At 27.3% G+C, this 21,112-nt stretch carries 16 protein-coding genes; 11 read left to right on the plus strand and 5 right to left on the minus strand.

Features of this window, described 5'->3' with window-relative positions; translation table 11 throughout:
- Window positions 1-145 precede the first annotated feature (145 nt).
- The 5 genes from WC356_02595 (at window position 146) to WC356_02615 (ending at window position 3,577) form a co-directional block, all read left to right on the plus strand.
- Window positions 146-409 carry a DUF167 domain-containing protein gene (locus WC356_02595; GenBank protein ID MFA5382027.1) on the plus strand — a complete coding sequence of 88 codons (264 nt, stop codon included), beginning with the start codon at window positions 146-148 and terminating at the stop codon, window positions 407-409.
- Window positions 390-1,646, plus strand: a complete 1,257-nt coding sequence (gene dnaG, locus WC356_02600; GenBank protein ID MFA5382028.1) for a DNA primase DnaG — start codon at window positions 390-392, stop codon at window positions 1,644-1,646. Before WC356_02595 ends, dnaG begins: the two co-directional genes overlap by 20 nt.
- Before the next feature lie 68 nt (window positions 1,647-1,714).
- Window positions 1,715-2,500, plus strand: coding sequence for an undecaprenyl-diphosphate phosphatase (locus WC356_02605; GenBank protein ID MFA5382029.1), 786 nt, complete (start codon window positions 1,715-1,717; stop codon window positions 2,498-2,500).
- A gap of 41 nt (window positions 2,501-2,541) precedes the next feature.
- Window positions 2,542-3,000, plus strand: a complete 459-nt coding sequence (locus WC356_02610) for a hypothetical protein (protein MFA5382030.1) — start codon at window positions 2,542-2,544, stop codon at window positions 2,998-3,000.
- 10 nt (window positions 3,001-3,010) lie between these two features.
- The gene (locus WC356_02615) at window positions 3,011-3,577 is read left to right on the plus strand and encodes a peptidoglycan-binding domain-containing protein (protein MFA5382031.1); all 567 of its coding nucleotides are present in this window, start codon (window positions 3,011-3,013) and stop codon (window positions 3,575-3,577) included.
- A gap of 456 nt (window positions 3,578-4,033) precedes the next feature.
- On the opposite strand, the gene WC356_02620 is transcribed toward WC356_02615, so the two are convergent.
- On the minus strand, window positions 4,034-5,419 hold the full coding sequence (locus WC356_02620) for an ATP-binding protein (GenBank protein MFA5382032.1): 1,386 nt from the start codon (window positions 5,417-5,419) through the stop codon (window positions 4,034-4,036).
- 212 nt (window positions 5,420-5,631) lie between these two features.
- A complete protein-coding gene (locus WC356_02625) occupies window positions 5,632-6,108 on the minus strand; it encodes a hypothetical protein (protein MFA5382033.1) in 477 nt (158 codons plus the stop codon).
- Between the two features lie 98 nt (window positions 6,109-6,206).
- Here WC356_02625 and WC356_02630 point away from each other — a divergent pair, with 98 nt between their 5' ends.
- Window positions 6,207-7,280: a GGDEF domain-containing protein gene (locus tag WC356_02630; GenBank protein ID MFA5382034.1), complete on the plus strand. Its 1,074-nt coding sequence runs from the start codon at window positions 6,207-6,209 to the stop codon at window positions 7,278-7,280.
- Here the strand turns inward: WC356_02630 and WC356_02635 are convergent.
- A complete protein-coding gene (locus tag WC356_02635; GenBank protein ID MFA5382035.1) occupies window positions 7,263-7,724 on the minus strand; it encodes a hypothetical protein in 462 nt (153 codons plus the stop codon). The two genes, WC356_02630 and WC356_02635, sit on opposite strands and share 18 nt — an antisense overlap.
- A 59-nt stretch (window positions 7,725-7,783) precedes the next feature.
- Between WC356_02635 and WC356_02640 the strand changes: the two genes are divergently transcribed.
- Window positions 7,784-8,155, plus strand: a complete 372-nt coding sequence (locus tag WC356_02640; protein MFA5382036.1) for a hypothetical protein — start codon at window positions 7,784-7,786, stop codon at window positions 8,153-8,155.
- Here WC356_02640 and WC356_02645 read toward each other — a convergent pair.
- Window positions 8,147-9,895, minus strand: a complete 1,749-nt coding sequence (locus tag WC356_02645; protein MFA5382037.1) for a ribosome biogenesis/translation initiation ATPase RLI — start codon at window positions 9,893-9,895, stop codon at window positions 8,147-8,149. The genes WC356_02640 and WC356_02645 overlap by 9 nt on opposite strands.
- A 105-nt stretch (window positions 9,896-10,000) precedes the next feature.
- Here WC356_02645 and WC356_02650 point away from each other — a divergent pair, with 105 nt between their 5' ends.
- Window positions 10,001-10,228 carry a DUF2683 family protein gene (locus tag WC356_02650; GenBank protein MFA5382038.1) on the plus strand — a complete coding sequence of 76 codons (228 nt, stop codon included), beginning with the start codon at window positions 10,001-10,003 and terminating at the stop codon, window positions 10,226-10,228.
- 8 nt (window positions 10,229-10,236) lie between these two features.
- Window positions 10,237-10,503: a type II toxin-antitoxin system mRNA interferase toxin, RelE/StbE family gene (locus tag WC356_02655; protein ID MFA5382039.1), complete on the plus strand. Its 267-nt coding sequence runs from the start codon at window positions 10,237-10,239 to the stop codon at window positions 10,501-10,503.
- Here WC356_02655 and nth read toward each other — a convergent pair.
- Complete coding sequence (gene nth, locus WC356_02660) at window positions 10,500-11,123, minus strand: endonuclease III (GenBank protein ID MFA5382040.1); 624 nt, start codon at window positions 11,121-11,123, stop codon at window positions 10,500-10,502. The two genes, WC356_02655 and nth, sit on opposite strands and share 4 nt — an antisense overlap.
- 52 nt (window positions 11,124-11,175) lie before the next feature.
- Here nth and WC356_02665 point away from each other — a divergent pair, with 52 nt between their 5' ends.
- Together WC356_02665 and WC356_02670 are read left to right on the plus strand one after the other, a co-directional pair.
- Window positions 11,176-12,213 (plus strand): mRNA surveillance protein pelota, encoded by a 1,038-nt coding sequence (locus WC356_02665; GenBank protein ID MFA5382041.1) that lies wholly within the window; start codon window positions 11,176-11,178, stop codon window positions 12,211-12,213.
- 50 nt (window positions 12,214-12,263) lie between these two features.
- A partial coding sequence (locus WC356_02670; protein ID MFA5382042.1) for a hypothetical protein occupies window positions 12,264-21,112 on the plus strand: 8,849 nt, incomplete at its 3' end.

A 21,112-nucleotide genomic window follows, 5' to 3' on the forward strand; every position in this document is an offset into this window, starting at 1 on the left:
GCATTACATTTATAAAGGCAAAAAACCACAAAAAAGTAATAGATGTTAATACATCAAGATTCAAATATGAATCAATCATAACTTACTGCTCATTTATATCAAATACAGAAGAAATTCTGTAAGAGTAGCAGAAAATAGTGACAATATGGAAATAGAAGCAAAAATTGTTGCAAATGCAAAGCAAGACAATATACAAATGGAAAATGGCCAATTCAAAATAAGAATTTCTGAACAGCCAATAAAAGGTAAAGCAAATAAGGCTATTGAGAAATTAATAGAAAATGAATTGGGATATAAAGCAAAAATTATTGCAGGAGCAACAAATAGCAAAAAAAGAATTCAATTGGAATGTAATGAGCAGGAGTTAGTGAAAAAAATAGGTGATATAAATGGGAAAAACGTACATTGATACATTAAAATATGTAGTTTATGGAGATGTAGAAATTAAAGGATTGGTTGAAAAACCAGATGTAGTAGGAGCTATTTTTGGACAAACAGAAGGTTTGTTAGGAGATGAATTAGATTTACGAGATCTTCAAAAAAATGGAAGAATAGGAAGAATTGAAGTAGATCTAGTTGCTAAATCAGGAAAAACAGTCGGAAGTATAAAATTACCTTCTAGTTTAGATATGGTTGAAACTTGTATTTTAGCAGCAGCATTAGAAACTGTTGATAGAGTGGGACCATGCGAAGCATATATTAAAGTAGAAAAAGTTGAAGATACAAGAAATCTTAAAAGAAAAACAATTATTGATAGAGCAAAGAATTTACTTAGAAATTTACTTAATACAGAAATACCAGAAAGTAAAGTAATTTCAGATACAGTTAGAGATGAAGTAAAAACTGCAGAAATTGTTGAGTATGGTAAAGATAAATTACCAGCAGGACCTAATTTAGATAGATTTGATTCAGTTATCTTTGTTGAAGGCAGAGCCGATGTATTGAATTTATTAAGAAGTGACATACCTAATGTAGTTGCAATAGGTGGGGCAAAGATAAATGATACAATAGTTAAATTAGGCAGAGAAAAAGAAGTAACTGTTTTCTTAGATGGTGATAGAGGCGGAGATATAATTTTAACTCAATTAAAAGATGCTACTGAAATTGATTTTGTAGCAAGAGCACAAACAGGAAAAGAAGTAGAAGAATTAACAAGAAAAGAAATTATAAAAGCCTTAAGAAATAAACTTCCAGTAGAGCAAGCAGCAGAAGAGAATAACAAAGGAATTAATTATCAAGAAGAAGATAGACCAATTAGACAGCAAATGCAAAGACCTCCGCAAACTCAACAAGTTCAACAAGTAAGGCCTCTAAGACCTCAGCAAAGAGTAATTAAAAAAATAGAAAGAGTTGAACCAAAAGAGAGAGCACCACAGGAATTAGAAGATAGTTTAAAAGAATTGGAAAATACTTTGAAAGCTAAATTCTATGATAAAGAGTTTAAGCAAATAAAAGAGATGCCAGTAAGAGATGTTATAAAAACATTAGAAAATGAAAAAGGCGTAAATGCAGTAGTTTTTGATGGAATAGTAACTCAAAGATTAGTTGATCTAGCAGAAGCGCAAGGAGTATCTTATCTTATTGGTATAAAATCTGGAAATATTTTCAAGAAACCAGATACTCTTACAATAATAACTAAAGATTAAATAAAAACCTAATTTTTTTAGGTTTTCTTTTCTTTTTATTTTTTAAATATTCGCTTCTTATAATTAGCATGGATTTATTTTCTGCAATAGTTTTAGGTATATTACAAGGAATAACAGAATGGCTTCCAATTAGTTCATCAGCTATGGTTACTTTATTTGGGAAATTAATTTTTAATTTTGATTATTCAGATGCATTGGGAACTGCATTATGGCTTCATTGTGGTACAACGTTAGCAGCAGTAATTTATTTTAGACAAGATATATTGAATATATTAAAAAGTGTTTATAACAAAGATAAAGAAAACAAACAAATATTTATTTTTTTATTAATAACTACAATTTTTAGTTTTATTATCGCAGGTATATTAAGTATGTTTTTATTTTCTATTCAAATTCCAGATTCAATTTTTACTTTGGGGATTGGATTTTTTTTATTAATAATTGCATTCTTACATAAAAATAGAAAAGAATCTGAAATTAAAGAAAAAGTAACAGATATTAAAGCAATTATAGTTGGTTTTTTTCAAGGAATTTCTGTTTTACCCGGCATAAGCAGATCTGGGATAACAATAGCAGTATTATTATATGAAAAATTTTCTTTAAAAGATTCTTTTAGATTAAGTTTTTTAATGAGTATACCAGTTACGTTTGGTGCTTCTTTATTAATACCAGTAATTAAAGAAGGATTTATTATAGATGAATATCTAATTTTAAGCGGAATAATTGCATTCATAACCGGTTTATTAACTATAAAAATATTAATGGATTTTGCTGAAAAAGTTAATTTTTATAAAGCAACTTTATTTTTAGGCCTTTTTGTGTTGTTATTTGGGGTATTGCAACTTTTAATTTGATTTTCATAAGCTTTTTAAAGACCGGCGTACTAAAATAAACTATGTTGGCTTTGATAATTGAAGATAAGAAACCAATAATACGATCCAATAAATCTGATCTAGTTTCAAAATTATTAAGAGCATACTTTGGAAAATCTTTTGAAAAAATAAATATTGAATCAACATTAGAGAAATATAATAGAGGAACATTAAAATCAACTAAAAAAGTAAAAGTTGGGGATGTTATAATTAATATGAAATATTTAGAATTTGCTAATGATGGAGCAACATTTGAATTAATATTTAATGGAAAAATAGATATAAAAAAATTATTTGAAGAGGCATTCATTTTACAAGGATTTAGAGACCAGATAAAAGAACATCCAAAATTTGATAAAATTTCAAAATTAATATTTACAACTGAAGTAAGATTACATATAGCTTCTTTTGATGAAGCTAAATTTAAAAAACATAATTTAAGAGATATAAAAGAAGTCGCTATGACTTACTATGATATTTAAAGTGAGCAATATGGCACCAAAACAAAATGAAGAAATAATAAAATTTAATTATGGAAGAGATATTGAATACACTTTGATTAGTATATTAAATATGTTAAAGACTTTGAATTATGATTTAAGCAGATTATCTCATGAAGAAAAACAAGGAGTAGTTTTTGGAGAAAATATAAGAGAAATTGTTAAACAATTTAGTAGAGATTTTGGCCTTAAGAATTCTAGCGGAGAAATAGATAATTTTGTATTAGGTAAAATAGTAGAAGCCGATAAAATAATTAGAGCACAGAAGCAATTGAAAATATTGGGTTATTTAAAAGAGGAACCAACTGGTTTTATGACTGAAGAAACCGAAGGAGCAATAGCCCAATTTAAAATTGATATGAATAAAAAATCTTCTGTTAAAGTGTTTTTAAAAGTAGATGGAAGATTAGATAATGATACAATTAATTTATTAAATGAAAAAGTAGAAAGAATAAATTCCTTATTAGGTTGTGTACCTGTTAAAATTAATTTTGCTGATTTATTAGTTAATTATACAGTTGATGAAGACGGAACTCTTGCTGTTAATAGAAAAAAATAAATGGGCCCGCCCTGCCAAACCGCAGGGAACCTAGGTTCCCCTCAGTTTTAGGTTAATCCTGATCCCCTCCTAAAAATAGCTTTTCTAGAGTTTAAGCCATATTCTCAGCAATAACTCTTTTTTACTATAAACAACTTATAACAAAAATGGGCCCGCCCGGATTTTCATCCCAATTTTTAGTTTCTTTTTGGGGTGAAGACCTTTTTCTTTTCAAAGAAAAAGGGATTCATTTGAACCGGGGACCTTCTGCATTTTGAAAACATACCTTTGAAATATTTCAAAGTTCTTTCTTTTTCATAAAAGTTTTTCTTTCTTACAAGAAAGAAAAAGTTTTCGTCAAGCAGACGTCTTAACCATTGTCCGTTTTATAAAATTTATGGTTTTAAAAAACTCTGGACCACGGGCCCGCATAATTTATGTAGAATTATTTAGATACATTACCTTTTTAAGAGTTTTTTATACAATTTCTCTGCCTGCTGAATTCTTTTTAAGTCCAAAATCGCTGTTTTCTGCTGAATACCAAGTTGAATATTTATTTTTTATTTGATCTTCAATTGATTTATTTTCCTCAATTGATTTTTTAATATGTTTTTTTTCAATAAATTCAGACTCTTCAGATACTGCCATATCTCCAGCCATTCTTATTATTCCGCTTAATATTCTAAATCTTAATGTATATCCATTTTCATTATCTATTTTTTTAGCTATTTCTTTTGCTTTTTCAATAATTAATTCGCCTGCTTCTAAATTCATATGTGGTATTTTTCCATCTTTCTCAATTTCTTGAGCTATAAACTGAAATAATTTTTCTTTATTTTCTTTATTCTCTTCCATAGCTGTATTAACTAATATTTCATATCCCTCTCCTTGTATTCTGCTTCTTAAAGCTGGAAGTATATTTTGAAGATCATTTATATTTGCAGATGCAACCATAATAAAATCACAAGGCACATTTTCAACTTTTATTGAAGCCCCAGAACTTGTTGGATTTTTTCCACTTATTGAAAATTTCTTTTCCTGCATTGCAGTTAATAAATGTCTTTGAATTTCTCCTAAAGAAGATAATTCATCAATATATAATACTCCTTCGTGTGCTTCGTGTATTGCACCAGGGATTACTCTTAAATAAGCAGGAGTTCCTATTTCTTTATGTCCTCCATATGGGTCGTGTTGTATATCTCCTAATACCTCTGTTTCACTTGCTCCTGTTATTTGAACAAAAGGATTTCTATCAAAAGGAACAATTATTTTTTCTTTTTGTTTTATTTCATAATCCTTTAATTCTTCTTTTTCTTTTTCTGTCAATTCTAATATTTTTTCTCCTTTTCTTATGAATGTAATTTTTTCATCTTTTTGTTTTTCAGTTCTTGTTGTTTCTATCGTGTCTTTTTTCATTGTTTTTAATCCTAAAATGTCATTTGAAAAAGAATATTTTTGTGCTCCACAATGCGGGCATATCCATTCATCACTTCTGCTTAATTTTGAGCATCTTTTACATTTGAATCCCAATGCTTCTGAAACGAAATACGGAACATATGCTGGATCTAAGTATTTTCCTATTTTTGGTTCTTCATATTTTTCTTGTGTTTGTCTTATTTTTATAATTGGTTTATTTTCATTTTTGAGATTTTGTAATACAGCAATTTCTTCTTTTGGTTTTGGCAGTAAATAGGCAATAGAATTTGCTATCATAGATTTTCCTGTTCCAGGGGGACCTATTAATAATAAATGCCTTTTTTGCTTAGCACATAATTTAGCATATTGAACTGCTTTTTCCTGTCCTATAACTCTATTTATTGGTTCTTTAGGAATAGTAATATCTTTAGTAGTTTTACGACCCATGTTTAAATTAACATAAAATAAGCTTTAAACTCTTTCTCCTATTAAACAGCTTTGGGTGTATCCAATTATTTTTACTTTTGTTTTATATCCTTTTTTAATTTTTTTTTCTTTTGTTTTTAATGCTATTTGTTTGTAATTATTTTTGTTCTTTCTTTTATGATTTTATTATTTTTAATCAGTATTTCATAATAAAATAAGAAACAAAAAATTATTTATTGCTTTACGTTAATTAGAAGATCATTAATTTGATTTTCAAAAAATTCTTTGAATCCTTCAAAATCTTCTTCTGGAGTTTCTTCTATAATTTTTTTAAGATATTCAATAAAATCATTTAGTTGATTTTTTAACTCATCTATGTCTCCTTTAAAATATTTTTTATTTGCTAAACAATTAGGAAGACCCATAAAAATTATTTCATCAATTAATGTTATTTTGTTTTTTCCTTCTGCTTTTTCAATTGTTTCCTTTAATATACTAATAAAATATGCTGATTTAACAGAACTATGAGTTAGTGCAAGACATCTGCTTAAATCCCCAATGAGTTCTTTGATAGTTGTTCCATTTTTATATTCTAAAAATTTACCAACAAATTCTTGATTTATTTCGGTAGGAAATAATAATTCTCTAAAAGTAATTCTTTCAGTATTTCCTTTTGTTTCACTCTGATTGGTTTTTTCTTTTAATGACATATTTTCTTTATACTTTTCTGTGTTTATAAAGGTTTTGCAGTGATTTTTATGTATTTTGTGTTAGAAAGGTTTAAAAATTAAAATTGAGTTTTATTTTTATGAAAGAACCTGCCGAAATGTTATCTACTTTACAAGCTTTGAAAAAAGCGTTAGAAACTAGTCCAGAAGATGCTTTATTAGAATTATTAGGAATGGTAGTTAAAACAGCAAATGCAAGTTCAGCAAGACTATGGATAGAAGATTCAAATAATAGAGAATTTATTAGATGCATTGCAAGTCTTCCTCTTGATCATATTAAATGGAAAAAAATTAAAAAATTAAGAATTAAAAAATCTCTTAAATTTATAAAAGATTCATTAGATAATCCAGGAATCGTCCAGGAGAAAATAATAACTGATAATCTAAGAACTAAAGATTTATATGCAGATTTAACTAATCAAAAAGGATTAAATTTAATTTGCGGTGTTGAGTTGGGGGGAAGACGTAATTGTGGATTAATTGCAATTGATTTTATTGATAAAAATCCGAATAAATCAGAAATAAAATTAGCTAAAAGTGCGTTAGAAACTTCAGCAACGTTAATTGGTTTATTATTTACTAATGAAGATTGGCTTCAAAATTTAGAGCAATTATCAAAAATAGATGAATTAACAGGTTTGTATAATATAAGAGAATATAATATTCAATTATCTAAAGAAATGGAAAATTTAAAATTAAATAAAACTAAAAAATATCTATTTTTAGCAGAATTTGATATTGATGATTTTAAAAAGATAAATGATAAATTTGAAAGCCACATAATTGGAGATAAAGTATTAGAAAGGATAGGAAAAAGAATAATCGAATTTATCGAAATAAATACTTTAATTAATATAAAAGCATATAGAAGGGGAGGAGATGAATTTGCTATTTTAATTGCAGATAAAAGCAGAGTAGAAAGTAGAAAAATAATTGAGCAATTATTTAAGAAAATAGCAAAACCAGTTAAAATAAAATATAAGAAAAGAGAAATTTCAATACCTTTAACTATAAGTTTAGGATGTGGGATGTTTGAAGATAGGTTTTCTATTCAAGATTTTAGAAATACAATTGATGCTAGAGTTTATTTTGCTAAAAAAACAGGAAAGAATAAAATTATAGGTAAAAAAGAGCATTTAATAAGTTCGTTTTAATGCTTTTATAACTTTTTCTATTTGTTTAAATGAAGATTCCATATTTTTTGTATATGCATTTTCTATCGAATATGGTAATTCACTATTTTCCGGCATAGATCCGGTTGTAAAACTATATTTTCTCTTTTTAGAGTCGATTATTCCTTTGTTTTTTAATTGTAATAAATGATACCTAACTGCTTTTGGATTTGGTTCTTCATTTTTCTTTTTTTCTAATTTTTCAAGAATATCATGTATATTTGGTTCTTTATTTTTAAAATGAAAATCTAAAAGAACTTCAAATACATCAAGCATTAAAGTTCTAGTTTCATTTGGTGAAATTAATCCCAAAGAAAGAGCAAGCCACCTAACCATCGCTTTTTTTGAAAGTAAAACATCTTGAGATATTTTTAAATCTCTTATGACAATTTCATTTTTTATCAAATCTGATTCAGGTAGTCCCATAAAAACCAAAAATCTTTTTCCCTTAACATATTTAAACTTATTGTGAATAATTGAAATAGATGGATGAAAAAATAATTGCAGTAGCTGCATCCTTTTTTCCAATTAGGCTTATTGCACATACACCAAATAATATAGAAATGGAGATAGTAGTTACTAATAATACAGATGAAATATATTGGATTGAATGTGATGTTGAACTTCCAGATTCAATTTCTTTAGCGCAAGATAAAAAATTATTAAAGGGCAGAACAAGAATAGGTATTGCTAAACCAAAAAGTAAAGTTTTTAAGAGAGTTAAAGTATATGGAGATACAAATACTTATCCTGATTTATATAAAATAAAATTAACTGCTTATGGTTTTAACCAAGAAAGTGTAATAAAAACAAATGCAACTAATATTATTAAATTACGATGCGAAAGATTAGAATGAATAATAATATTCTCCTTTTTGTTTTTGTTCTCTGTCCAACGCGCTGTCTTGTTTGTTTATCCTTGGTCTTAATGTATCTTTATCTCTACGCATTGTAATGTCCATTCCTTTTAAGAATAAATTCATACCTTGTTTTTTCTTTAATGGCGCACTTGTTTTTCCATGTGAACTACTTTCACCTTCAAAAATCATTAATCTATCTGAAATTAAATCTATTAAAACAATATCGTGGTCAACTACAAAAGCGCTTTTTGTTTCTGAATTTCCTATTATACTTCTTATTAATTGAACAAAATGAAGTCTTTGTTCAATATCTAAAAATGCAGAAGGCTCATCAAATAAATAAATATCTGCTTCTTGTGATAAAGTTAGAGTAATAGCAACTCTTTGCAATTCTCCCCCACTTAATTGTGATAAAAATTTATCCATTAAACCTTCAATACCTAATCTTCTTTGTGCTTCTTTAAATACAAAATTGTCTAATTTTTTAGATGCAAATAATTCTTTTACCTGCATATCTTCATCTACTTTTACATATTGCGGTTTATATGCAATTTTTAGATTCATATCATATTCTGTGTTATCTGGTTTTTCAACACCAGCAAGCATTTTTATAAACAATGTCTTTCCAATAGCATTTCTTCCTAAAATACCTATTGTTTCTCCTAAATTTATTTTTCCTTCTTCACTTTTGAATTTAAAATTTTCAAAAGATTTTTCAAATTCAGGATATTCAATTCCTATCAATGTTTTTTTAGTATCTGATGAAGAACGTTTTTCAAAATTTATTTCATAGTCTCTAAATCTAATATTTTCATCTTTTAAATATCCTTGTAAATATTCATTAACTCCTGCTCTTGCTGCTTTAACTCCAGACACAATCCCATATGCATTTTCATATCCATAAAATATATTTACATAATCACACATATAATCCAATAAAGCCATATCGTGTTCAATAACAACTACCTTTTTTGTTTTGCTTAATTCTTTTAATTTTTTAGACATTTCCATTCTTTGTTCTATATCTAAATACGAAGCGGGTTCATCAAAATAATATATATCTGCTTTTTTCATATATGCAGCTGCTATTGCAATTCTTTGTAATTCTCCTCCGCTTAATTTATTTATTTGTCTATTAAGTATTTTTTCTAATTGAAATTCTTTTACTGCTTTTTCTAGATTGTTTCCATCTACTTTATTTAATAATTCTTTTACAGTACCTTCAAAAATTTCGCTTATTTTATCAACATGCTGGGGTTTATGTGAGACTTCAATTTCATTTAAATTTAAAGATTTGAAATATGCTTGTTCAATATTTCCCATTTTTTGTATTGCTTCTTCTAATGTGTAATTTTTTTCATATTCTCCAAAATTAGGGATTATTTTTTTAGATAAAATATTTAAAGCAGTTGATTTTCCTATTCCGTTTTTTCCTATTAATCCTAAAACTCCTTCTCTTGGTAAAGGCAGTTTATATAATCTAAAAGAGTTTATTCCATATTGATAAATTGGTTTTCCTGTTTCTTCTGTTAAATTTATTATAGTAATTGCGTGTTCTGGACATTTATTAGCGCATATTCCACACCCAGTACATAATATTTCTGAAATTTCTGGAAACTCGTCAGAATTAACAGTAACTGTTTCATCACCCATTCTTACTCCTGGGCAGAATTTTTGGCATATATATCCACAGTCTTTTTTTCGGCATTTTCTTTTATCAATAATTGCTAATCTCATACATTTCTTTTCTCCAGTTGTTTTTTTAAATTAAACCTTAATAGATATATTTAAAAACATAAACTCCGTATTAATATCATATTAATATGATATTAAGGTGATTTTATGGTAAAAGCATTTGTAAATATAGATAAAAATACAAATTGGATATTAAATATAATAAAAGCAAAATATGATTTAAAAGATAAGTCAGAAGCTATTGAGGTAATGGCTAGAAAATATAAAGAGGAAATTTTAGAACCAGAACTTAAACCGGAATATCTTGCTGAATTAAAAAAGAAATTAAAAGGAAAAAGGATTAAAGTAAATAATCTTGACGATGTTTTTGCATAAGTGATTTTATGTATCTTTTAGAAATTGAAGAAAAATTAAAAAAGAAATTTGAGAAATTAAAATTTAGTGATATAAAACATTCTAAAGCAATAAGAAAGAAAATTGAGCAAATTTTAGAAAATCCTTATCATTTTAAACCTTTGAGAAAACCAATGAATCATTTAAGAAGAGTCCATATAATGAAATCTTTTGTATTGATTTATCTAATTGATGAAAATACTAAAACTGTTTTTATAGTTGATTATGGACATCATGATACAATTTATAAAAATTAATATTTTTTTGAAGGACATAATTTATTCAATTTGCATTCTTTACATTTAGGCCTTCGTGCAATGCAAACTTTTCTTCCATGTAAAATAAGCGCAATTGAAATAAAATTCCAATCTTGTTTTTTAAATAATTTCATTAAATCCTTTTCAATTTTTTCTGGGTTTTTAGTATTTGTTAATTTTAATAAATTAGATAAGCGCGTTACATGTGTATCAACTACAATTCCTTGAGTTTTATTAAAAAAAGATTGTAAAACAACATTTGCTGTTTTTCTTCCAACTCCTGGAAGTTTTATTAACTCATCAATTGTATTAGGTATTTTTCCATTAAAATTTTTAACAACAAATTGCGCCATTGATTTCAGTCTTTTAGCTTTCATTTTATAATACCCAGAAGAATAAATTATTTTTTCTAATTCATTTAATTTAGCATTTGCTAAATTTTCAATATTTGGATATTTTTTAAAAAGCGCAGGAGTGATTTTATTAATTTGAACATCAGTAGATTGCGCTGATAAAATTGTGGCGCATAATAATTGATATGCGTTTTTATGTTTTAAAGCAGTTTTAGCTTGAGGATATTCTTTTTTCAGGATTTTAAGAATTTTTTCGATTTTAATCATAATATTTATTATAATAAGAGCTTTTTTAAAGACGCATTTTCTAATAAAATACATGAGAATTATTCACCAAGACAGAAAAACAGGGGAAATTAAAGTTATGCCTGAGAATTTAGATGATCTGTGGCATTTAGACAAAATAATAGAAGAAGGAGATGAATTAGAAGCAAGATCATATAGAGTTTATAAGCCGACAGAAGATTCTAAAGGTGAGCGCAAGCCAATTACTGTTAGAATAAATTGTGAAAAAATTGAATTCTCAAAATATGGTGATTCTTTAAGAGTAACAGGTAAAATAATTAGCGGTAAACCAGAAGAGTTTGTTCAAATAGGGAATTATCATACTATAAATGTTGAAATTGAAAATCATTTATTAATACAAAAAGAAAAATGGACTAAATTTCAATTAGATAGAATAAAAAAAGCAATTTCTGAAACAAAAAGACCGAGATTAGGTATAATATTAATAGATAATGAAAAAGCATTAGTTTCTTATTTAAGAGGATATGGGGTTGAACATTCTCATGAATTATATTCAGATAGGTCCAAAAGAGATAAAAATCCAGAAGAAAAATTACAAAAATTTTATGCAGAAATTACAAAACAAATAGAAAATATTCAAGCAGAAAAAATTATTATTGCAGGGCCTGGTTTTGCTAAAGATGAATTAAAAGAATATATACAAATAAAATACCCAGAATTATTAAAAAAATTAATTTTTGAAAAAGTATCAAGCTCTGAAAGAAGTGCAGTAAAAGAATTAATGAATTCTGGGGCAGTATCTCAAGCAATAGGAGAGCACCAAGCTGAAAAAGAGCAGTTATTGATTAATAAATTAAAAGAAAATATTGGAAAAGACACAGGTTTAGCAATTTACGGATTAAAAGAAATAGAAAATGCATTAAATTGCAAAGCAGTTGCACAAATTCTAGTAATAGATGATTTAATAAGGCAAAAACCAGATATTAAACAATTGTTAGAAAATGCAGAAAAAAACAAAGTTGAAATAGAAATTTTCTCTTCTGATGGTGAAGCAGGAACAGAGTTAAAAGGAATAGGAGGTTTAGCTGCGTTTTTATTTTACAAAATTTGATTTTTGGCTGTATAAATAGTTTTTTAAAGAATAACTCACCTTAATTAAGTATGAAAAACCATATTTTTATTATAGGATTAAGTTTAATCTTAATTTTATCTATATTTGGCTGTATACAGCAGGAACCAACAACACCAGATGTTATCCCAAAAGAGGAAATTAATTTACAGAAATTATCTGATGAATTTAATATAGAATTATCAACAAACACAAAAGAACTAAAACAAGAGGATATTTCTTTATCCGGAAACACATTCAAAGCAGAATTAGAGCCTGTTAAAACTTTTACTAAATTAAGTCCTGCTTTTGAAAATATGGGATTTACTTTAAAAACAAATGAATTTTATGGTTTTGATGGAGGATTAGAGTATACAAAAGAAGAATATAAGACTGGATATTTATTAGGAGATATTTCTATAGTAAGTGAATTTAAAAAAGCACCAAAGGATGTTGTTTATTTAGATACTCCTAATGCAAAAGAAGTAGTAAAACATTCAATTAAGATAAAAAATAATGCAGAAACAATTGAAGAAATTTCAGTTGATTTAGAATATGAAGTCCAGAATGCAAAAAAAATAATTTGGAATAATGATGAGTATATCTTAAAACAAGGAGAAATTATTGAATTTAATGCTTCTCAAAATGAAGATGCTAAAATTAATATAATTTTAGAAAATGGGGATAAAGCAGTAATTGATTTTATAGATCTTAAATTAGAAAAACATAAAGCAAAAATAAGTTATGATGGGCAAAAAGCAGTAATTATTTTAGAAGTTTCTGCTGTTGTTAATCCAAATTCAGAATATATTATTGATCCATATCTAAGTTATATTCCTTATTCAGATATTTTAAATTCACAAAAACAAGGAGTTAATTTTATTGAGATAGGAGATGTAAATGATGATAATAAAAATGATTTAATTTTAGCTTATAATAATAAAATAGAAATTTATTATGATTATTTAAATGATATTATTAATATTGATAAAGAATTTTATTTTAATGATGATTCTTCAACTATTTTGTCTTTAGATTATGAAAATGGATTATTATCTGTAGGAATTTTTCCTACTGGAGTTTATTCATTTAATCCAAATGAATTGAGTAGCACGTATATCAATAAGAACAATGCCGAAATAGATTTATTTGATGCAATAGGTAATAATTTTTATTCAAGTAAAATAAAAAACAATTTATATTTTGCATCTGTTCCTATATCTGAGCAAAAAGGAGGGATATTATTTATTTCACAAGTTCCAGATTTTCAAAAGAGCGCAATTTATTATTCAGAATTACTAGGTTCAAAAACTACAAATACTGAAATTACATGTAATGAAGAGATATGTTGTTTTGGGATTTCATACAAAGGAGAAGTATATTGCGTTTATAATCAAGATATAATTTTTGATAATCAATATAAAAATTATAATGAAGCTGCATTTTTATCTTTTTCAGGAGAAACAAATTTAGGACAGCAAGTGTTATTAAATCAAAATAATTTAATTTTATCTTCTCAAGATCAAGTTCATGTTATTAAGGACATAAATTTATTGGCAGGAAATTATGATATTAAAGATATTTCTTTAACAACTTATGGCCCAAAGAATTATGGTAAAAAAATTATTTTTGATGAATTCAATAGTCAATTATTAGTTTTATCTAATTCAGGATTACATTTATTAGATGAAAATGATTTTGGTAATATAAATAATAATCCAAAATATAATACTGAAGATTTATTAGATAAAATTGCAATTGCAGAAAATGGAAATTATGCAACATATTCTGGAGAAGTTATATATTTAGGTTCAGAATTCCCAACTTTATATAGTTCAATGGGTGTTCCAGGCAGCATAACTAATTGTGATCCTTCAATTTCAACTACTTCCGGTTTATATACACTTTTAAATGATGTTTCTATTATTGATGCAACTTGTTTTGAATTTTCAGGTTATTCTTCAAGTTTATTTATATTTGATTGTGATGGACATACAATTTCTGTAGATGGAGATGGAATTTCAGCAATAAAAGCAAATAATGCAGGAACATTTACAATACAAAATTGTAATTTTATTGTTGATGGTTCTAATTCAAATGCAGTAGATATGAATAGTATTAATTCTTTAATAATTAATAATTGTAATTTTTCAATACAAAATGGCGGATATTCAGATGGGATTAAAGCAGTTGGGCCAACTACTTCAATTTCAACTTTAGAAGCACAAGAATTAAATTTAAATTTAATAAATTTACAGCATTCAAATGGTATTAATATTCATCAAACAAGAGATATTAATATAAATAATTTTAATATTTCATTTGATAGTTGTATAGATACGTCTGGATTAGGTATAGATACTCCTTCAAATATAATTTTAGAAAATTCAAATTTAAATACAATAGGATTATTAAATGAACAAATTGCAGGTTATTCAATAATTGGTGGTTCTTCAATAGAAATTTTAGATGTGAATATGAATTTAATTGGCGGAGGAATTACAGGAACTGGATTTTCAAATTCAAATAATATTTTATTAAATAATTCCAAAATAGAGGTTCAAGGAGTTGCATTATCAGGTATAAATATAAAACAAGGCTCAAATAATTTAGTAAATAATACTAACTCTTCTGCTGTTTCAAATATGTTTGTTGTTAATGTTCCTTCAACAACTACCTTAAATCCATTTGTAATTTCTGCTTTAGTAAATGAAGTAGTTGTAGATGGAAAGTATAATTGGTTATATTCTTTAAATTCAAAAAATTCATATGATTTAAAATTACAAAATAATAGGTTTTATGCAGATTGCCCAGCACCAGTATCTGGTTCTTCTTCAGGAGGTTCAGTTCTTCCATGGGCAGGTTATAATACAATGGCAGTTAGATTAAATAATTCGTATATTATGAATATAACAGATAATATTATTTTATCTCAATATTGTGTTGCATTAACAAGTGAAAGTTCAACAGGAAAAATATTTAATAATACAATAGAAAGATATTCTGATGACATAACTGATTTTGATTCACAAATATACGCGCCAGCAAACCAGCCACAACTTTCAGCATTTCCAATAATTAATAATTATGACATAAGTGGTGAAAATTTAATTGTTTATGATAATGAAATCACTTCTTCTTTAATAGGAGTAACATTAGATTCTAAAATAGATAAATATAATTTTAATTTTTCAAATAATAAAATATCAAATTGTCCAGCTTTTGGATTTTCAACAAATGTATTGGGAAATGTATTCGGGCCTTTTACAGATTTTGATTCAAATGTTATATGCAGTAATGGGATATATGATATTTATGGAGTAAATAAATCTGTTCTTACAAATTTTATTACAACCACATGTACTAATTACAATTTCTTATTAGAAGGAGGTTTTGGCAATTGTAATATTTTATGTTATGATTGTCCAGATATTTTGAATTTTAATTTAACTGCAAATTGCACTGATTATGTCAATACAAATTTTGCAGGAGAACAAACAGAACCAGGCGATCCAACTCAAACAATTCCTTCAATCTATTCAAATGATACCATTTGTTTAAACACAAATGTAACAAATCCAAGCCCGCATGATACAATTGCTTTAATGCCTTGTTATGATTTAGGTACAAATCCATTAGATTTATTGAATACTAATTCTGAAGCTTTAACTTTACCTGTAGTTCCAATGATAGGAATTCCAAGTATTCCATCAGTTAGTTTACCCTCAGATAGCACTGGGATAATTGATGCAAGTACAGATTATTTAGAAAGCTGTCATTATTACCAATGTTTTGTTTATTTAGATCCTCAATATCCAATTCCTGGATGTGAAAGTCCAGAAGAATCTTTAGCATTTTTTGTTGAAAATATGGCACCAACAATTTCTGTTAATCCAACAATAACAGAATCACCAACAGGATTATTTTGTGATGTATCTTCATCTATAGCTTCATTTATTGATCCAGATGGAGACTCAGTAGGAATTCCAATAAATTATACTTGGTATATTAATGGAATTGAAGATGGTTTAACATCTAATTTCCTTTCAAATTCAAATTATTCACCAGGAGATACTATCACATGTTCAGTTTCAATTCCAGATGATTCAAATTGTCCGCAGTTATATTCTAATGAATTGAATGCAACATATTTTATACCAGCACAAGGTTGGGTTCATGTTAATCCTTATCCAACTGGTTATACTGATGATATTTATTATTGTGATTATGAATATCAAATGCCTTTAGCAAGACAATATAATATTGAAGTTACGTGGTATTTATTTGATTCATGGAGTACTGGTTGGTCTTCAGCTACTTTAATAGATACAAATACTTTTGTATCAACAGATACTTTTGCGCATTCAAACGCAAATACTATTTTAGATTATGATTTAGAAAAATGTCATTATGTTGCATGTAAAGTAAATATTACTAATTTAGATGGATCTTATATAGATTATTCATTAGCTGGTAATTCAACAATGGCAGAAACTGCTTCTCCAATTGCTGGACAAGGAGCACCTACACAAATAATTAATAGACCACCAACTTTAACAGGATATTTAACTATTGATACATTTTCAACAAGTCCAGATTTAGTTTTATATTGTAATGATGATTTAGTTTTATTTAATGATTTGGATTATAATGACGTAGAATCAAGCAGAACATTTAGCTGGGAAAAAGATGGTGTTTTATTAGACGAAACAACAGATACTTTAACAACTTCAATTCCTTTAGATGAAGCAACATACAAATGCTGTATAGAAGTTTCAGATTCTATTGTAAATGGAAATTGTAAAGACAGTGTAAGTATTTGTAATACAACTTATATTCCTCCAAGAACAATTGAGTTTGATGTTAATTTATCTGCTGATCCTATTGTAGATCATTTGCCTTCTCCAAGTGGGTGCGGTCCAATAAATTATGGTGATTCAAGAACTGATAATTGTGCTTATGAAGATTCTAATTTCACATGTACTGTTGAAAATATTGAGTATACTGGTTTAGGAAGAGTAGAAACAAAAGATGTAAAAATTTATGATGAAGATGGAAATGTTTTTGTTGAAGAGAGTGGAGTACCTTATGAAGATATTGTATATTATTATAATGAACCTGAAGATGAAGAATATGAAGGTTGTTTAGAAAATTTAGAATGCCAAAAAGGAGATATTTTATATTGTAATGTAACTTTATATGATAATTATGGAACTGAATTAGAAACATTTAGAAGCAATCCAGTACAAATACATAATTTTATACCTGAAATTTCAAAACCAGAAGTATTAGTAATTTCAGAAGCAGTTCCTTTAGAAGGAATATCAATTGGAGATTATGATGAAACTGATTTAGAAAGTTATGTTGGAAAATTTGTTTGTGTTCCAAGCGATGTTTGGGAAGATGATGATAGAACACCTGATTATAATAATGATATGTGGAATAAAATAAAATATTATTGGGAATGGTCGCCAATAGATACTGGGTATATAAATTCTGGAAGTTCATGTACTTATTCTGAATATGGAGATAAATGTTCAAATAATCAATGTTTTTCAAATGATATTAAAAATGAATTATGTGATTTAATTTCATCTAGGGGTTGCAGCAATGATGAAATTTCATGCTGGGGTCCTGATGAAAACAATGAAGATCATTGGTTGCCTTTTATTCCTATGGCTCAATTAAGAGATTATTATGCGTTTGATTTTATTCCAAATATGAATGTAACTTATGGTGTTTGTGATTGGGCTTCATTAGGCGGTTTAACTGGATGCGCTCCATCAATTGCAATAGAATGTTATAATGGAATTTTATATACTGCAGAAGATGAAGAAGGAGAATGTAGAAGTGATTTATATACTGCAGAAATGGAACTTTTAAAACAATGTGCACAAGGAACAAGACAATGTTATGAATTATTAGAATCATGTTCTTTTGTAAATGATTATTCAGGAACAGGAATTGTTTATCCAACTAGTGAATGTTCCTCAGATGGTTTAGTAACAATTGCAGGTTTTGATTTAACTCCTGAAGGAATTGATTGGTCAGATCCCTGGGATATAGATAGAGCTTTGGATACTACTTGGAATTATGATTGTATGGGAGATTACGAAGGAACATATAGGTTCTGGCATACATCATGGTATTTAAGAATGCCTGATATTGCATATACAACTCCATATATGGAAGAAGCTTATCCTTGTAATGAAAATGATTATTTTGGTGAAAAAACAGAATTACCTTCATTTAGTATTTGGAATACTTATTTAAGTGATATAACTGGTTTATTTTATGAAAAAGATAAACCAAATGGAATACCTGTTAGATGCTGTATAGAACAAAGTGATGAAGGGTTTGAATCAACATATTCTAATTCAGCATGTTCAGAGCCCACATGCGGTAATTATTTAGATTGCGGTGAATGTGCTTTTTATGAAGAAGAGGGGGAAAATGTTTTAAGATGTAATTCAAATCCTCGTTGTATTACAGGAGAAGAAAGTTCATGTTTTATTTATTTACAAGATTCATGCAATAAAAATATTTTATGGACTGAACCTTCAGATTCTTGTTCTGGAGTAAATGTTTCTTATTCTTGTTATTATAATTATACAAATGGAACAGCTTTTGATATTAAAAAACAAATTGATTTAGTAACTGGTAACATTATAATTGAACAAACAGATGAAGTTCAAATGTGTTATCCTTGTATGCAGTATTGGCCAATGGAAGTAGATCTAGATTTTGTTGAAACAGATTTCAATGACGTATGGGGATATTATTACAATCCTTGGTGGTTTAGAGATATGTTATGGAATTCTTCTTATTTACCAAAAACATATGGATTTGGTTATTCAGAAGAATTTGGAGAATTACCTTACCCAGATAAAGTGAGTTTAGATATGTCTGCAAAAACATATGAGAATATAACAATAGATACTCCACGTAATATTATAGAACCTTGTGATCCAATGACAGACTCTGAATGTGATGTTTCATTACATGAATGGTGGGCAGGTTCTTATGGCGCACAGCAAAATAATACTTTTATATCAAATCCAATAGGAAATAAAAATATGTGGATTTTGAGGTATGAAAATTCAAACAAAACATCTTTATCTTCTCAATTTGGAATACTCGAAGAAAATATTGTTGGAAGATTTTATGCAACTGGATTTAAATATTGCAACCAATGGGATGAAGAATATATACAAGATATTATTAATTATAATTCCACAACAGGCAGAGAAATAATAGATAGTGATTATTCAAATGCTTGGCCTTCAACTGAATTAGCATTATTGAATTTACCCGGAGATGAATATCCTTGGTTAGGAAGAAATGGAAGTTCTGATTATATCACATCTGGCACATTTATGCCCGAAAATAGTTTATCTGGTTTAGTATGGAATGCAGATTGGTCAGATGACTATGAACAATATGGAGAATTAGATTGTGATGAATATGGACAATGCAGAAAACATGCAAGAATATCTGCTGATTATGTTTTTGGGATAGTATATAATACAACATATAATAAAATAAGTTGTGAATGTCCAGACGATTTAAATGAAGAAACATGTATAGCTAATTTTGGATCTTCAGAAAGTTATTGTGGAAATGAAAATAAAACATGGGATTTTAATTCAAAAACATGTTCATGTAATTGTGTTTGTAAAGATCCAAATACATTATATAAACCAGATTGTGATGCAATTGCAGAAGAAGAAGGTATAGATAGATTAGTTTTGAATTTTGATAATGTAAATTGTAAATGGAGATGTGTTGAACCTTCTTTAAGAAGACCAATTATACCAGCAACAGGCGGTTCAGGCTATGGAACAGGAATACATTATTCGGGGGCCGAATTTTCTTCAGTAATTGAAGAAGATACATTTGCATTATTTAGTGATGAAGATTATACATATGCAAGATTTGATCCTATGGTTGACCCAGAAGAATTACCTCCATGTGAATATGATTCATTACAAACTTATGAAGATAATTGTTTTGTATCAGATGAATATTTTGAGAAATTATATGAGTACACTTTATCCAAAGATGAAGAAGATTTAATAGTAAATCAAGAAGCAAGAGATATTGTTTTAGATTGTTCTGCATTAGATGATTGGGATGGATACAGAATAAATCCAAATTATTGTGTTGCAAACACTTTTTGGGATTTAGACAATTGTGTTGCTTATGAAGAAGAAAGAATTGGATATTTATTAGATACAAATTATTTAGAAGAAACAGAAAATGAAGGTTGTGGTTTCTGTCAAGGATTATTAATTAATAATACAGCACCAGAAATTGATTCATTAAATATAACAATGACTACTTCTGCATCATTTAATTGTACTATAGATGGATTTATTGATATTGATACTCATCCAGCAGATGAAATTAAAAATGCAACTTTCAAATGGTGTTCAGATGCATTATGTACAAGAACATATTATTCTGAAACAAAAGAAGGACCAAATCCTTATTCTGTATTTATTCCATATGAAAGATTACCTACAGATGCATCAGGTGATCCAATACTTTATGTTTGCGCACAAGTTTATGATACAGATTGGGATTCTAAACAATCTGAAGAATATTGTCAAGCATATAATTCAGATATTCCAAAAGCATGCGCTTTAGACTTTGTTGAAGTTTCAGATGGAGATACATTTTCAATAGGTAGTTTAATTAATATAACAATAAACACAACTGCAACTTCAATGTTATCTCCAGAAAAAGTAGGAGATGTTTATTTAATAGATTCTTTAGGAAATGAAACTTTTCTTAGTGCTTGTGTTCATTTTTCAGGTAATATTGTATGTTCAAGACCAATTTTAGATACTTCATCAATGCTTCCTGGAACATATACATTAATTGCAAATAACAGTTTTTC

The sequence above is a fragment of the Candidatus Micrarchaeia archaeon genome, from assembly GCA_041653315.1.
In the GTDB taxonomy this organism is placed as follows: Archaea; Micrarchaeota; Micrarchaeia; order Anstonellales; family JAHKLY01; genus JAHKLY01.

Coding starts and splice junctions, on each gene's coding strand:
- WC356_02625 (MFA5382033.1), bottom strand. CDS start 6,108: ATGTCATTAAAAGAAAAAACCAATCAGAGTGAAACAAAAGGAAATACT.
- WC356_02655 (MFA5382039.1), top strand. CDS start 10,237: ATGTATCTTTTAGAAATTGAAGAAAAATTAAAAAAGAAATTTGAGAAA.
- WC356_02665 (MFA5382041.1), top strand. CDS start 11,176: ATGAGAATTATTCACCAAGACAGAAAAACAGGGGAAATTAAAGTTATG.
- WC356_02630 (MFA5382034.1), top strand. CDS start 6,207: ATGAAAGAACCTGCCGAAATGTTATCTACTTTACAAGCTTTGAAAAAA.
- dnaG (MFA5382028.1), top strand. CDS start 390: ATGGGAAAAACGTACATTGATACATTAAAATATGTAGTTTATGGAGAT.
- WC356_02635 (MFA5382035.1), bottom strand. CDS start 7,724: ATGGGACTACCTGAATCAGATTTGATAAAAAATGAAATTGTCATAAGA.
- WC356_02605 (MFA5382029.1), top strand. CDS start 1,715: ATGGATTTATTTTCTGCAATAGTTTTAGGTATATTACAAGGAATAACA.
- nth (MFA5382040.1), bottom strand. CDS start 11,123: ATGATTAAAATCGAAAAAATTCTTAAAATCCTGAAAAAAGAATATCCT.
- WC356_02610 (MFA5382030.1), top strand. CDS start 2,542: ATGTTGGCTTTGATAATTGAAGATAAGAAACCAATAATACGATCCAAT.
- WC356_02640 (MFA5382036.1), top strand. CDS start 7,784: ATGGATGAAAAAATAATTGCAGTAGCTGCATCCTTTTTTCCAATTAGG.
- WC356_02650 (MFA5382038.1), top strand. CDS start 10,001: ATGGTAAAAGCATTTGTAAATATAGATAAAAATACAAATTGGATATTA.
- WC356_02620 (MFA5382032.1), bottom strand. CDS start 5,419: ATGGGTCGTAAAACTACTAAAGATATTACTATTCCTAAAGAACCAATA.
- WC356_02615 (MFA5382031.1), top strand. CDS start 3,011: ATGGCACCAAAACAAAATGAAGAAATAATAAAATTTAATTATGGAAGA.
- WC356_02595 (MFA5382027.1), top strand. CDS start 146: ATGGAAATAGAAGCAAAAATTGTTGCAAATGCAAAGCAAGACAATATA.
- WC356_02645 (MFA5382037.1), bottom strand. CDS start 9,895: ATGAGATTAGCAATTATTGATAAAAGAAAATGCCGAAAAAAAGACTGT.